This is a genomic window from Pseudoalteromonas sp. THAF3, assembly GCF_009363775.1.
Classification (GTDB): Bacteria; Pseudomonadota; Gammaproteobacteria; order Enterobacterales; family Alteromonadaceae; genus Pseudoalteromonas; species Pseudoalteromonas ruthenica.
Window position 1 is genome coordinate 2,837,230 of the sequence record NZ_CP045418.1, and the last position, 12,918, is coordinate 2,850,147.

The 12,918-nt window shown below is 46.7% G+C and carries 15 protein-coding genes; 5 read left to right on the forward strand and 10 right to left on the reverse strand.

Features of this window, described 5'->3' with window-relative positions:
• Window positions 1-69 precede the first annotated feature (69 nt).
• The 4 genes from FIU82_RS13205 to FIU82_RS13220 all read left to right on the forward strand — a co-directional run bounded on the left by FIU82_RS13205 (window position 70) and on the right by FIU82_RS13220 (window position 2,055).
• Window positions 70-351, forward strand: coding sequence for a peptidylprolyl isomerase (locus FIU82_RS13205; protein WP_022945599.1), 282 nt, complete (start codon window positions 70-72; stop codon window positions 349-351).
• A gap of 88 nt (window positions 352-439) precedes the next feature.
• Complete coding sequence (locus FIU82_RS13210) at window positions 440-1,021, forward strand: glutathione S-transferase family protein (protein ID WP_152441259.1); 582 nt, start codon at window positions 440-442, stop codon at window positions 1,019-1,021.
• Entirely contained in the window at window positions 1,021-1,377 is a 357-nt protein-coding gene (locus FIU82_RS13215) for a DUF2750 domain-containing protein (protein ID WP_152441260.1), read from the forward strand. Before FIU82_RS13210 ends, FIU82_RS13215 begins: the two co-directional genes overlap by 1 nt.
• A gap of 3 nt (window positions 1,378-1,380) precedes the next feature.
• Entirely contained in the window at window positions 1,381-2,055 is a 675-nt protein-coding gene (locus FIU82_RS13220; RefSeq protein ID WP_026111199.1) for a hypothetical protein, read from the forward strand.
• Here the strand turns inward: FIU82_RS13220 and FIU82_RS13225 are convergent.
• Window positions 2,052-2,936 (reverse strand): hypothetical protein, encoded by an 885-nt coding sequence (locus FIU82_RS13225; RefSeq protein ID WP_045979173.1) that lies wholly within the window; start codon window positions 2,934-2,936, stop codon window positions 2,052-2,054. The two genes, FIU82_RS13220 and FIU82_RS13225, sit on opposite strands and share 4 nt — an antisense overlap.
• Window positions 2,937-3,062: 126 nt before the next feature.
• Here FIU82_RS13225 and FIU82_RS13230 point away from each other — a divergent pair, with 126 nt between their 5' ends.
• Window positions 3,063-3,962, forward strand: a complete 900-nt coding sequence (locus FIU82_RS13230; RefSeq protein ID WP_022945594.1) for a phosphoribulokinase — start codon at window positions 3,063-3,065, stop codon at window positions 3,960-3,962.
• Window positions 3,963-3,969: 7 nt separating this feature from the next.
• Here the strand turns inward: FIU82_RS13230 and speD are convergent, their stop codons facing one another.
• The 9 genes from speD to trpS form a co-directional block, all read right to left on the reverse strand.
• Window positions 3,970-4,776: an adenosylmethionine decarboxylase gene (gene speD / locus FIU82_RS13235; protein ID WP_130147193.1), complete on the reverse strand. Its 807-nt coding sequence runs from the start codon at window positions 4,774-4,776 to the stop codon at window positions 3,970-3,972.
• Window positions 4,777-4,872: 96 nt separating this feature from the next.
• Window positions 4,873-5,280: an OsmC family protein gene (locus tag FIU82_RS13240; RefSeq protein WP_022945592.1), complete on the reverse strand. Its 408-nt coding sequence runs from the start codon at window positions 5,278-5,280 to the stop codon at window positions 4,873-4,875.
• A gap of 101 nt (window positions 5,281-5,381) precedes the next feature.
• Window positions 5,382-5,732, reverse strand: a complete 351-nt coding sequence (locus FIU82_RS13245; RefSeq protein ID WP_022945591.1) for a DUF3802 family protein — start codon at window positions 5,730-5,732, stop codon at window positions 5,382-5,384.
• A gap of 158 nt (window positions 5,733-5,890) precedes the next feature.
• A complete protein-coding gene (gene astD, locus FIU82_RS13250) occupies window positions 5,891-7,360 on the reverse strand; it encodes a succinylglutamate-semialdehyde dehydrogenase (RefSeq protein ID WP_152441261.1) in 1,470 nt (489 codons plus the stop codon).
• 10 nt (window positions 7,361-7,370) lie between these two features.
• On the reverse strand, window positions 7,371-8,387 hold the full coding sequence (gene astA / locus FIU82_RS13255; protein ID WP_022945589.1) for an arginine N-succinyltransferase: 1,017 nt from the start codon (window positions 8,385-8,387) through the stop codon (window positions 7,371-7,373).
• A 118-nt stretch (window positions 8,388-8,505) separates the two neighbouring features.
• Window positions 8,506-9,705 (reverse strand): aspartate aminotransferase family protein, encoded by a 1,200-nt coding sequence (locus tag FIU82_RS13260; protein WP_138508063.1) that lies wholly within the window; start codon window positions 9,703-9,705, stop codon window positions 8,506-8,508.
• 328 nt (window positions 9,706-10,033) lie between these two features.
• Window positions 10,034-11,191: an HDOD domain-containing protein gene (locus FIU82_RS13265; protein ID WP_152441262.1), complete on the reverse strand. Its 1,158-nt coding sequence runs from the start codon at window positions 11,189-11,191 to the stop codon at window positions 10,034-10,036.
• Between the two features lie 62 nt (window positions 11,192-11,253).
• Complete coding sequence (locus tag FIU82_RS13270; protein ID WP_152441263.1) at window positions 11,254-11,835, reverse strand: aminodeoxychorismate/anthranilate synthase component II; 582 nt, start codon at window positions 11,833-11,835, stop codon at window positions 11,254-11,256.
• 67 nt (window positions 11,836-11,902) lie between these two features.
• On the reverse strand, window positions 11,903-12,907 hold the full coding sequence (gene trpS / locus FIU82_RS13275) for a tryptophan--tRNA ligase (RefSeq protein ID WP_022945585.1): 1,005 nt from the start codon (window positions 12,905-12,907) through the stop codon (window positions 11,903-11,905).
• Between the last annotated feature and the right edge of the window lie 11 nt (window positions 12,908-12,918).

Genomic DNA, 12,918 nt, shown 5'->3' on the forward strand with positions numbered 1-12,918 from the left:
TAAAAAAGGTCCGGCTCACCCACGGCGAAGGGCCTAACAGAATCATGATATTAACAAATGGAGTAACTTATGGCTTTGGCAAGTGCGCGTCATATATTGGTGGATAACGAGGCCCTGTGCCTAGATTTAAAAGATAAGATTGAACAGGGAGAAGATTTCGCAGAACTGGCAAAACAACACTCCATGTGTCCGAGCTCACAAGACGGCGGAGCGCTTGGAGAGTTTGGCCCAGGGATGATGGTACCAGAGTTTGATAAAGTGGTGTTTTCAGCCCCATTAAACCAAGTACAAGGTCCAGTACAAACGCAATTTGGTTATCATTTACTCGAAGTGACTAGCCGCAGCGATTAAGCTCACCAAATTTCTATTGCATTGCTTGTAAAGCCTGCTATTTTGGAGCTCAGTTATTGAGATTGTTGCTCACAAGGCAGGTTTTACAATGCAATTGTATGGCTCTGATACCTCCCCCTACGTACGCCGCCTGCGTATTTGGTGCGCCCAGCACACACTTGATGTTCCTTACCAACATATAGATATTTTCTCCCCCACAGGGCGAAAACTGCTATTACAACACACGCCAGTGGCGAAAATTCCAGTACTGGTCGACGGGCAGCAGAGTATATATGACTCCACCGTAATTTTTGAATACTTAAGCCAAGCCCATCAGCTCAAACCATTACATTGGGATGAGCGTAACCAACTAACAACTATCAACGCGGCTAATGATTCCGGTGTTGAGCTACTGTTATGCCAGCGTTCAGGGTTTGACACCACACAAGATATGTTATTTTTTAACCTCCAACACCAGCGCATTAGCCAATGTTTAGGGGTGTTAGAAGAATTACTTAGCAGTGGTAAAATAAAGCATGCTTATGTACTAACCAGCCTATTTTGCCTGTTAGATTGGTTGGCGTTTCGTCAACTCACCGATTTCAGCGTTTATTCGCAATTACATGCGTTTTGGCAACAGTACAGCCGTGAACAACTGGCCCAACAAACCGATCCAAGAAAGGCCGAATAATGAACAATAGCAACGATATAAAAATAGAATCACAACTTGATAGCTTTTGTGAGCAGGTCCGTGAACAGCAAACATTATGGCTATTGAGCGCCCCAGATGGCGGTGTAGCCAGTGTGACCTCGGCATACGATGATAACAAAGATGTGCTGCTACTGTGGCACAGCGAAGCGCTAGCGCAGCAACAATGCATAAATGAGTGGCAAGACTACACAGCCATTGATATATCGCTTAGTGAGTATCTTGATGAATTAGCTCCCGCTTTGCATGATGATGGCGTGTGGGTAGGTGTTAATTGGGCTGAAGGTGCTTGCAGTGAGTTAAGTGCCCAATCATTAGTGAATGCACTGACCGACTAAGCTGTGAAAACCCATCTAGGACGGCGGCCATTTTCTGCTATGGAATTACACACCCTGTTTTCAGGGTATGTGTATGGCGACGAAAAGCAACCACGTGAGCAAGCCAAGCATTGGCATTTCTGGCTGCCTCTACTGGCCTATTATACCGGCGGCTTTAGTGATGAACTTGGCAGCCTCACTTTGGAAGATGTGCATTTAGGCACTGGCACCGCTTATTTGCATGTGCATACTCATGGCAAAATCAAAGCGCGTAAAATCCCCATCCATCCACACTTATTCTCCTGTGGTTTACATGAATATGTGCAATGGTTGACAGATCATGGACATCAGCGCTTACTGTTTGATTTACCTGCAAAATCTGGTCGTTACAGTGAAAAGGCACGGATTTGGTTTTCCGGCGAGGGAGAGCGCGCTGGCTACCTACAGAAATGTGCTTTGCCCACCGTGGATCAGCACGGCCATAAAACCGCTTTGAGTAGTTTACGTCTAAACTTCGAGCAGCAGGTTCGTATTAGTGCCATGCAGTTAGGCAGTAAAGCTGGGTTTTGTTATCTGCTCGGCCTCAAGGAATACCCACAACGAGAATTCGCCGATATGCGCTTATTGCAAAAGATAGTTCGAGGGGTGCGCGTTGTAAATGCCCACACCCACTGGCAACGCTTTTGCAATCGCCATTAACTCTCTTTAGCTTTGGCATTACATACCCATGCCAAGGTCTTCTCTGTAGCTAGGTAGCTCACGCGTGTAATGGTACCTTGGCAATGAGCACTTAAGTCGTGCCATAGCTGCGCTGGCTGAGCATTACCCAACTGTTTCTTATATAATCGATTTTGATTTGCATAAATCACCGTTTGCGCGTCAAACCAGGTGTAATCTTGGACACCTTGTGGTAGGCGAAAGGCTTTGCTCGATACATCATCATCAACTGCATAGGTGGCGAACCAACTCTGCCCTTGTTCCTCAAAGGTGTAAGTGTAAACCCGCAGTGCCGAGTTATAGCTCAGTGTGCGACCGGGGTTATCAACGATGTGTTTGCCCTTTTTGGGGTCTTTAAGAGGCAGATAATGAATACTATGTGGCTCGCCTAAGGCAAAAACCATCACGCCTTGCGGCCCCCAAGCGTGATAACCTATGGTCATGCCGTTGTCGAAAATTCGCTGCGGCGCCGTGCCATCTAACGGAAAACGCCATAACTTTTGTGCCGCATTCGGTTCGACTACCACGGCAGAGATTGCATCGCCATCAAGCATCATCGTTGGTGAATACTCACTACTGTTTTTGCTTTGTGTAACGTTCACTCGGTTGTTGGTGGCGAAGTCGTAAAAGAAGATATCTGTTTGTGATTGCTGTGCTTGAGTCACCGCTTGGGTGTAATACACCCCCTTGGCGGTAAGCCAAGGTTGATTGCTGTACCCTGCTTTATCACTGATGGCGGAAACATCAATACCTTGCGAATGTTCCCGCAAAAGCAATACTTGGCTATCTAACGCCCAAGCTGGCGCCGAGGCAGTGACGATAAGAGCGGCACTACCAAGCAGTAGATTTTTGAATTTACGCATAATTTTTTATTGTTATTGGCAATCTCCCTATACTAACGTGAATTCACCGTCTCGCAAGTAACTAGGCTTGATTTCACTGCACTGCACCTTTATAAAGGGTATTCTAATTAACAAACGGTTAATCTTATGTCGGCGAAACACCCTATTGTGGCAATTACTGGCTCTTCAGGCGCAGGCACAACCACAACAACCAATGCAATCAAGCACATTTTCCGTGCACTAGACATAAATGCCGCGTTTATTGAGGGTGATAGCTTTCATCGCTATACCCGCCCAGAAATGGACAAGAAGATTCGTGAAGCGGAGCAACAAGGACGCCATATTAGCTACTTTGGTCGTGAGGCCAATGACTTTGAGGCGCTAGAGTCGCTGTTTGCCAATTACGGCGAGACTGGTAATGGTAAGGTCCGTCGCTACCTCCACACCTTTGACGAAGCCGTTCCCTATAATCAGTTACCAGGCACATTCACCCCTTGGCAAGAACTTGAGCAAGGCACAGATCTGATGTTCTACGAAGGCTTGCACGGCGGGGTTGCTGATGAAGACTACGACGTTGCCAAGCATGTGGATTTACTCATTGGCATGGTGCCAATCATTAACTTAGAGTGGATCCAAAAGCTGATCCGAGACACATCGGAGCGCGGTCATTCTCGCGAAGCGGTTATGGGGTCGATTATTCGCAGCATGGATGATTACATTAACCACATCACCCCGCAGTTTTCCCGCACCCATATCAATTTTCAGCGAGTACCAACGGTAGATACCTCTAACCCCTTTAGCGCCAAAGATATTCCATCTTTAGATGAGAGTTTTGTGGTGATCCGTTTTCGCGGCATAGACGATGTCGACTTTCCTTATTTTCTGCAAATGATTGAAGGAAGCTTTATGTCACGCATGAACACGCTGGTCGTTCCTGGTGGCAAAATGGGCTTGGCCATGGAGTTACTTTTAACGCCCCTGATCAAGGACCTGCTAGTGAAAAAGCGGGCCCTTGAACATTTAGCGCCGGTGGATTTGCCTATCTGAGTTATCGCTACGCGTCAGGCAGGTTACGACCGTAAAAGATTTCTTGAATCTCACGGTTGAGACGCGTGCGGATCTCTTCAATCTCTTGTTGCTCTAACTCATCGGTGGTAACGCCGAATAGATAGGTATTCAGGTCTGTCTCTTTAAGCATCATTTTGGTGTGAAACAAGTTTTCTTGGTACACATTCACATCCATCATCTGATAGAGCTCTTTGGTATCCTCTGTCATGTAATTTTGGATAGAATTAATGGCATGGTCGATATAATGCTTCACGCCATTAACGTCGCGAGTAAAGCCACGGACGCGATAGTCTATGGTCACAACATCGGACTCTAACGAATGGATCAAGAAGTTGAGCGCTTTTAATGGCGAGATCACGCCACAGGTCGATACTTCAATATCGGCCCTAAAAGTGCAAATTCCATCATGAGGATGAGCTTCCGGATAAGTGTGTACACATATATGGCTCTTATCCAAGTGCGCCACGACAGAGTCCGGTAACGGGCCTGGTGTTTCCTCGCTATCAAAGCTTTGTTCATGCACTGGCTCTTCAGAAACCAAGATAGTCACACTCGCGCCCTGTGGGTCATAATCCTGACGCGCCACGTTAAGAATATTGGCGCCGATTATGTCTACGACTTCACCTAAAATATCAGTGAGGCGGTCAGCACTGTATTGCTCGTCAATGTACTCAATGTACTCTTTACGCTGCTGCTCTGTTTTGGCATAGCAGATATCGTATATGCTGAAGCTTAAACTTTTGGTTAAGTTATTGAAACCATGAAGTTTAATTTTATCGAAGGGTTTGTTCACTATAAACCAACCTTAAAACCTAGTCGCTAAAAGCCACATCAGGGCCATAAAAGAGCGCGGATTTTAGCCCAATTTGGCCCCTTGAAAAAGCACTTTTTAAGCGATTTCTTGTACTTCAAAACTATGCGTGATTTGCACTGATTTTTCCAGCATCAATGCTACCGAGCAATACTTTTCCGCAGACAGTGAAACAGCGCGCTCAACATGCTTCTCACTGACCTCTTTGCCACTTACAACAAAATGCAGGTTAAGCTTAGTGAACACTTTTGGGGCTGATGGCGCGCGCTCGGCACTGAGCTGAACTTGTACGTCACTCACTTGCTGTCGAGCTTTCTTTAGAATGCTCACCACATCAACCGAAGAGCAAGCTCCAGCTGACATAAGAACCATTTCCATCGGTGAAGGGGCATGGCTATCACTGCCAGTATCGAATACTACATTGTGGCCAGAGTCAGATGTGCCGATGAAGGTATCACCCTCTACCCATTTTACTTTCGCTTGCATGTAAACCTCTTATTGGTAATAAGTTTACAGCGATTGTAAATGAGGCTACCGGCAATGCAAAGTTTAAACGATGCTTGCCCTTGGTACGCAAAGGTGATGGCTTAGGCCGATACGCGAGCGACGGCGTTATCAAATAAGTTTTTAATCAACCCGGCAAACTCGTCAATAAACTCGCGCTGCTCTTTCGTTACAGGTTGATTAGTGACACTACTGAGAACTTCTTGAAGGTCGTACACAATGCCGTCGACTTCACGTACGATTTGACTGCGCTGCTCGGTATCGAGCTCGGTGTGCTGTTGACAGATGAGCATTACATGCTCGGCGATCACATCTTCTATAAGCTCCATGACCGTCGGCGCATCAGGAGCGACCTCACCGGACTTCTCAAACAACGAGAGGTTTTGCGTGAGGTACATGATGAGATCATCATAGCCTTGTCTGTCGAGAACCATTAAACACCATTAACTTCTTATAAATCTTTCTAGATTTAAGCAGAAACTTTGCCGAAAAGCTAGGACTTACGATGCTTTTATAGCCACTTTGAAATGCTTGCTTAGCACTAAAAAAAAGCAGCCTAAGCTGCTTTTTTATGACCCAGATAAAGTCGCTATTAGTCGAGGCTCAGCCCTGGGCTCAACTTTTCAGGAAGCGTTACTTTCTCAAGTTCCACAGAAGCAACTGGGTAGGCGCAGTAATCCGCTGCGTAGTAAGCACTTGCACGGTGATTGCCTGAGGCACCAATGCCACCGAAAGGTGCTGCGCTCGATGCGCCCGTAATTGGACGGTTCCAGTTAACAATACCGGCACGAATGCGACGCAAGAAGTATTCATAGTCTTGCTCACTGTCGCTTAACAGGCCTGCAGATAAGCCATAAGCTGTATCATTGGCTTTGTTAATGGCGTCATCAAACTCCGTGTAACGGAATACTTTCAAAAGTGGTCCGAAATGCTCGTCATCAGGGAAATCACTAACATTGCTACATTCCAAGATTCCAGGAGTCACAAAGCCCGTGCCCGCTGTATGTTTAAGCTCTACTAACACTTCTGCACCGAGCTCAACCAGTTGTTGCTGCGCCGCAACCAGGCCCTTTGCCGCTGCTTCAGAAATCATGGACCCCATGAACGGCTGTTCTGGTGCGTCATAGACGTCCACTTTAATGTTCTTAGTCGCCGTAACTAACTGAGCAAGAATCGCATCGCCTTGCTCACCCGCAGGCAAGAATAACTTACGGGCACACGTACAACGCTGTCCAGCAGAGATATAGGCTGATTGCAAAATATCATGTACTGCTGCTTTTTCATCGCTTACATCCTTAACAATGAGAGGGTTATTACCACCCATTTCCAACGCTAAGATTTTACCTGGCTGACCTGCGAACTGCTCATGTAACACGTGGCCTGTGCGCGATGAACCGGTGAAGAATAGACCGTCGATACCTGGGTGAGAAGCTAAGGCCTTACCCGTTTCAACTTCACCCTGAACGAGGTTAATCACCCCTTGAGGTAACCCAGCTTGCTGCCATAACTTTAAGGTGAATTCCGCCACTGCTGGGGTCAGCTCTGACGGTTTAAAGATCACCGTGTTACCCGCTAACAGCGCTGGGATGATATGCCCATTTGGTAGGTGACCCGGGAAGTTATATGGGCCAAATACAGCAACCACGCCATGTGCACGGTGGCGAATAACAGCCTTACCTACTGGCATTGGGTTTTCTACTGTGCCAGTGCGCTCATGATAAGCACGCTCTGAGATGCCTGCTTTGCCAATCATCGCGGCTGCTTCTGTGCGCGTTTCCCATAATGGTTTTCCGGTTTCTTGAGCAATGATCAGTGCCAGCTCTTCGCTGTTTTCTTTAAGTTGCTCAACGAAGGCTTTAACCACCTCTAAACGCTGCTCTATGGTTTTATCTGTCCAAGGAATAAACGCTTCTCGCGCTGCCTTTACCGCTGCATCAACTTGCTTAGGTGTGGCACTGTTTGCTTGCCAAATCACGTCGTTGTTCGCTGGGTTAATGGAATTGAAGGCCTGGCCTTCACCTGCTGTCCATTGACCATTAATGAATTGAGCTAAATGAGACATTGCTTGCTCCTTATAATGCTGCCACGCTAACGCGCTCGCCTGCTTTAACCTTTAAAGCATCCGCCGTTGCTTGGCTTAGTGTGATATGTTGTTCGCCGTCGTTGTATTCGCATTCAATAACCACAGCACGATAGTCTTGCAGGCCTTGGTTCGCTACTAATACTGCTTGCTCACCTGGGTTATCTGCAATAACCACTTCACGTAACGAGCTGTTTGCAATAGTACGAATGTTATCAACTTTCGCTTCAACCGTCGGTCCGGCATCGAAAATATCGACATAGCCATTAAAAGTGAAACCTTCACTTTTTAACAACTCAATGGCAGGGCGAGTATTGCTGTGCACTTCCCCTACCACCTGTTGTGCTTCTTTACTCAATAAGTTGACGTAAATCGGATATTTTGGCATCAACTCAGCGATGAATACTTTCTGGCCAATGCCAGTGAGGTAATCAGCAGTCGGAAAATCCATTGAGAAAAAGTGCTCTTCCAACCACTGCCAAAATGGGCTATCGCCATTTTCATCAGACACGCCGCGCATTTCTGCAATAACGGTATCGGCAAAACGTTGTCGGTGCTGATTAATAAACAGCATACGTGACTTCGATAATAGTTTGCCGTTGTATTTTTGTCGGTATTTTTCCTTCAAGAACAGCGTACACAGCTCTGTTGCACCGGTATAGTCATTACATAAAGTAAGAATATCAACGGCTTTATACACTCCCAAAGTGCGTGAAGAATGAATCACTTTGCTGAGATGGTAGTGGTAAAATGCATCGTCTAGGCCCACTGCAGCTTCAATACCACAGGTTCCCGCAATTTCACCGGTTTCACTGTCTTCCAATACGAATAAATAGCCCTCGTCTCCAGCCTTTTCAGTCGGCTTCGCGAATGACTGTACGGAGCGTGCGATTTTATTCTGCAGCAACTCTTCATTTAACGGCAAGGATGTAAAACCATGGCCCGACTCTTCGGCCATGATCAATAAATCCTGATAATCATCTTGTTGGATTGGGCGAAGAATCATCATCGACTCGCTTACTCCCTAAAGGTTAAATACCAAAGGAGCCCGCAACCTCACCGAGAAGGTAAGGTGGAACTCCAGCAATTTACTTACTACAGGATGGGGCTTTGCAGCCCCTGGCAGGTTAGACTAGGCTTGCTACCGCTTTTTCAAAGCGCGCCATGCCTTCACGGATATCGGCTTCAGGGATCACTAAAGACGGAGTGAAGCGTACTACATCGGCACCCGCAACAAGCGACATCAACCCCTGCTCCATACTCGCGACTAAGAATTCACGTGCACGACCTTTGAATTTATCGTTAACAACTGCACCTAACAGCAAGCCCTTACCGCGAATTTCAGAAAATACGTCGTATTTAGCATTGATGTCGTTAAGTAGCGATTTGAATAACGCTTCTTTTTCTCTAACACCGGCCAGTACCGTGGCGTCGTTTACGGTGTCAAATGCCGCTTCGGCTACCGCACAAGCAAGTGGGTTACCACCATAGGTAGAGCCATGTGTACCCGGCTTAAGATGCTGTGCAATCTCTGCCGTGGTTAACATTGCGCCGATAGGAAAACCACCTCCGAGCGCTTTTGCTGAGCTTAGAATGTCTGGCGTCACGCCAAGACCTTGGTAAGCGTAAAGCTCGCCGGTACGACCTACACCTGTTTGCACTTCATCAAAAATAAGTAAAGCATTGTGCTGGTCACACAGTTCACGCACACCCTCAACAAATGCTTGCTCCGGCGCGATAATACCGCCTTCACCTTGCAACGGCTCCATCATCACCGCACAGGTATTATCGTCAATCAGCGCTTTAAAGCTTTCCAGGTCGTTATAGTCGCAGTGAACGACGTCACCCGGTTTCGGGCCAAAGCCGTCAGAATACGCAGCCTGACCGCCTACGGTCACGGTAAAGAAGGTGCGCCCATGGAAACCTTTGTTGAAGGAGATAATTTTCGATTTGTGCTCACCGTGCACATCGATTGCCCAACGACGTGCCAGCTTTAGTGCAGCTTCATTGGCTTCAGCGCCAGAGTTAGCAAAATACACTTTGTCAGCAAAGGTGTTGTCGGTCATTTTCTTTGCTAAACGCAAGGCTGGTTCATTGGTCCAGATGTTCGACAGGTGCCAAATCTTTTCACCTTGCTCTTTCAATGCGTTGACTAAGGCAGGGTGACAATGACCCAAACAGTTAACCGCAATACCACCAGCGAAGTCGATAAACTCTTTGCCTTGCTGGTCCCACACCCGCGAACCTTCGCCGCGTACAGGGATAACCGCTGAAGGGTTGTAATTAGGTACCATTACCTCGTCGAATAAAGCGCGATTAACTGTCATTTCATTTCCTCACTGAGTATTACTTTTGTGTCGCATCTAAAGCACGCCGACAGGCGGGACACGAAAAGCGATAAATACGGCCTACTTTTAAGTAGCGCAGTACACTAGTTGATATCCCATTATTTCAGAAAAAGACCTTAAAGTCTCATGCAAAGCTTTCATGCAGCCCTTGAAAACAAAGGCTTTGAGGATAGTTTTTCATAATCAGTGAATAACTATCTTGGTATTATTTTAGGAAATTGAACTATAGCTTACGCGCAGCGCCGAAAGAGCCCAAGGAGTGAATAATGAATGAATATACGCAAAAAAATTTACAAAAAATTTTCAGTTAGCCGTCAATTTGCAGTGCTAAATTGTGCAAATTGGTCTTTTCTAGGTGTTGGACATGGTCACTTTGCAGACCCACATAGTTGAACCACAGGGTGCGCTCGTCATCTTCAATAAGTTGATGCTCGTGCAGCATCAAATATTGACTGTAGCAGCTGGCATGCACCAAAACCTGCGCCAAGCCAGACTGCTCACTGGCTTCGACCAAAGCAAAATCATCCAGCAGTGCGTTAAGGCCGATATAGCGAAAGCCCATTTTCTCGACCAATGAGCGGGTGATCTCCAACGAGCGCTCAACGAAAAGGTTACGTAAGTACAGTGGATCAGGCTCGATAGCAATGAGCGCATCATGGAGGCGTTTGTTGCCTTCATCTCGTGCCAACGTCACTTTACGTTGCCAAATCTGTTGGAACAAACGTAAATACAGTCGTGTTAGCGCGACCCGGCCTAAATCCAAGAACAACGCAGCGATATACGCACTGTATGGATTAAGACCCTGTAGTTGAGCCAGCTCATACGCTGCTATCGCTCGACTCATTGCTGATTCGCGTAACTTACGCTTCAATAAACTAAAAGGCTCAGTGCTGTGTGGCAACCAATGGCGCATAGCGTAAGTAGGAATGGTTAGGCGGAGGTTATCTAAACCCAAATAGCGAATCGCCAACGCTGGGGTGTCAATCTTCACACCACGATTGGCTCGCTCTTGGCGATACTGAGGTAAGTTCACTAAGGTAACGAGTTCTCGCCCGAGCCAACTCAAATCATTAACGAGCGGCTCTAAGCGGCCAACGCTCGCCGCTTTTGCGCCTAGGATATCTAAAATAGTGGGGACCGCATCTTGGATACCTAACACTTCGGAATATAGGTTATCAGCATTGTGGAGCTGCTCATTGATTGCATTCTCAATGATCGCGTGTAATTTGGTACTGACTTTGGCGTTGAACTGCAGCTTTTCTGAGCTTTGTTTTTGCCGTTGACTGTGCGCCGCCTGCTCGACCTCCAATAAGGTCCGCTGCTTAAGAGGTTTACCATATTGAATATCAAAGGTTTTAATAAAACCTATTTGTTGCTGCGCAAAGCTATGCCCTAACAGCAAGTCATTAAAACGCTGTTCTAGGGCATCCACACGTTGGCGAATTTGCTCTGTTTTAGTCACCATAATTACTAAGTTATACCGCTTCTATATTTTTGCTGCGTTGAGGCTGCTAACGCTTATAAGCCCTAGTACCTTTGAATGAAGTGCTGCAACATCGTGAGCCCATGTTCAGTTAGAATGGCCTCAGGATGAAATTGAATGCCCTCCAATGCCTTAGAAGTATGAACCAAACCCATGATTTCATCCATGTTTTCGTGCTCATCTTGTGTCCACGCCGTAATTTCTAAGGATTCTGGCAGAGACGCTGGGGCCACCACTAAAGAGTGGTAACGACATACTTCGAAATGCTGCGGCAACCCCGCAAATACGCCCTGCTCCTTAGTATAGATGGTTGACGTTTTTCCATGCATAACTTGCTTGGCACGCACCACCTGCGCCCCCATAGCTTGGGCGATACTTTGATGCCCCAAGCAAACTCCTAAAATAGGAATATGTCCGGCAAAGCGACGCACCACATCCACACATACCCCCGCCTCATTGGGACTACAAGGGCCCGGTGAAAGCACGATATGTGCTGGGTTTAACGCACGGATACCAGCTAACGTGAGTTCATCATTGCGCTTTACCAGCACTTCTTGGTCAAGGCGCTGGAAATACTGCACCAGGTTAAAGGTGAAGGAGTCGTAATTATCTATCATCAATAACATGGAATCTTCCATTAAAAAGCCAAGCTTTCGCGCTTGGCTTTTGTGGTCATTTACACTGGCAAGCCATCTATGGGCGTGGGATAAACCCTAATGCGTCATACACCGCTTTCAAAGTGGGGGCGGCTTTCGCACTGGCCTTCTCGGCCCCCTCTTTCATGATCTTTTCAAGCAGTGGCTGATCTTCACGGATCTCCTTGAAGCGCTGTTGGATTGGCTCAATCATACCAACCACCGCTTCAGCAGTATCTTTCTTCAAATGCCCATACATTTTATCTTCATATTCAGGGACTAACTCATCAATGCTACGCTTGGTCGCCACTGACAGTAAGGTCAACAAGTTAGACACCCCTGGCTTTTCTTCGCGATCGAAATAGATACGCGCCTGTTCATCGGAATCGGTCACCGCTTTTTTCAGCTTCTTCTCTATTTTCTTAGGTTCATCCAACAACATGATGTAACCATTGGGGTTATCATCCGACTTTGACATCTTTTTCAATGGATCTTGCAAGCTCATTACCCGAGCCCCAAATTCTGGGATATATGGCTCAGGAATTTTAAAGACTTCACCATATAGGTTGTTAAAGCGGGTCGCGATATCACGGGTTAACTCTAAGTGTTGCTTTTGGTCTTCGCCAACAGGCACTTGGTCAGCCTGATATAAAAGAATATCAGCCGCTTGTAATACCGGGTAAGAAAACAAACCAACATTGACATTGTTAGCATGCTTGGATGATTTATCTTTAAATTGGGTCATGCGGTTAAGCTCACCCATTTGTGCGTAGCAATTTAGCACCCATGCCAATTGGGCATGCTCTGGCACTTGTGATTGCACGAATAACGCTGACTTCTGTGGGTCGATACCGCATGCGGTGTACAGAGCAATGCCATCTAATACTCGCGATTTTAACACCTCTGGCTCTTGGCGAATGGTGATGGCGTGCAAATCAACAAGCATAAAGTAACTTTCATGATGCTCTTGCAAGCTAAGCCACTGGTTAATGGCGCCAACGTAATTGCCTATTGTCATACCACCGGTTGGCTGAATGCCACTTAACACTACGGGTTTACTCATGATGTTCCTTT

Coding starts and splice junctions, on each gene's coding strand:
- FIU82_RS13205 (WP_022945599.1), top strand. CDS start 70: ATGGCTTTGGCAAGTGCGCGTCATATATTGGTGGATAACGAGGCCCTG.
- FIU82_RS13210 (WP_152441259.1), top strand. CDS start 440: ATGCAATTGTATGGCTCTGATACCTCCCCCTACGTACGCCGCCTGCGT.
- FIU82_RS13215 (WP_152441260.1), top strand. CDS start 1,021: ATGAACAATAGCAACGATATAAAAATAGAATCACAACTTGATAGCTTT.
- FIU82_RS13225 (WP_045979173.1), bottom strand. CDS start 2,936: ATGCGTAAATTCAAAAATCTACTGCTTGGTAGTGCCGCTCTTATCGTC.
- FIU82_RS13230 (WP_022945594.1), top strand. CDS start 3,063: ATGTCGGCGAAACACCCTATTGTGGCAATTACTGGCTCTTCAGGCGCA.
- FIU82_RS13240 (WP_022945592.1), bottom strand. CDS start 5,280: ATGCAAGCGAAAGTAAAATGGGTAGAGGGTGATACCTTCATCGGCACA.
- FIU82_RS13245 (WP_022945591.1), bottom strand. CDS start 5,732: ATGGTTCTCGACAGACAAGGCTATGATGATCTCATCATGTACCTCACG.
- astD (WP_152441261.1), bottom strand. CDS start 7,360: ATGTCTCATTTAGCTCAATTCATTAATGGTCAATGGACAGCAGGTGAA.
- astA (WP_022945589.1), bottom strand. CDS start 8,387: ATGATGATTCTTCGCCCAATCCAACAAGATGATTATCAGGATTTATTG.
- FIU82_RS13260 (WP_138508063.1), bottom strand. CDS start 9,705: ATGACAGTTAATCGCGCTTTATTCGACGAGGTAATGGTACCTAATTAC.
- FIU82_RS13265 (WP_152441262.1), bottom strand. CDS start 11,191: ATGGTGACTAAAACAGAGCAAATTCGCCAACGTGTGGATGCCCTAGAA.
- FIU82_RS13270 (WP_152441263.1), bottom strand. CDS start 11,835: ATGTTATTGATGATAGATAATTACGACTCCTTCACCTTTAACCTGGTG.
- trpS (WP_022945585.1), bottom strand. CDS start 12,907: ATGAGTAAACCCGTAGTGTTAAGTGGCATTCAGCCAACCGGTGGTATG.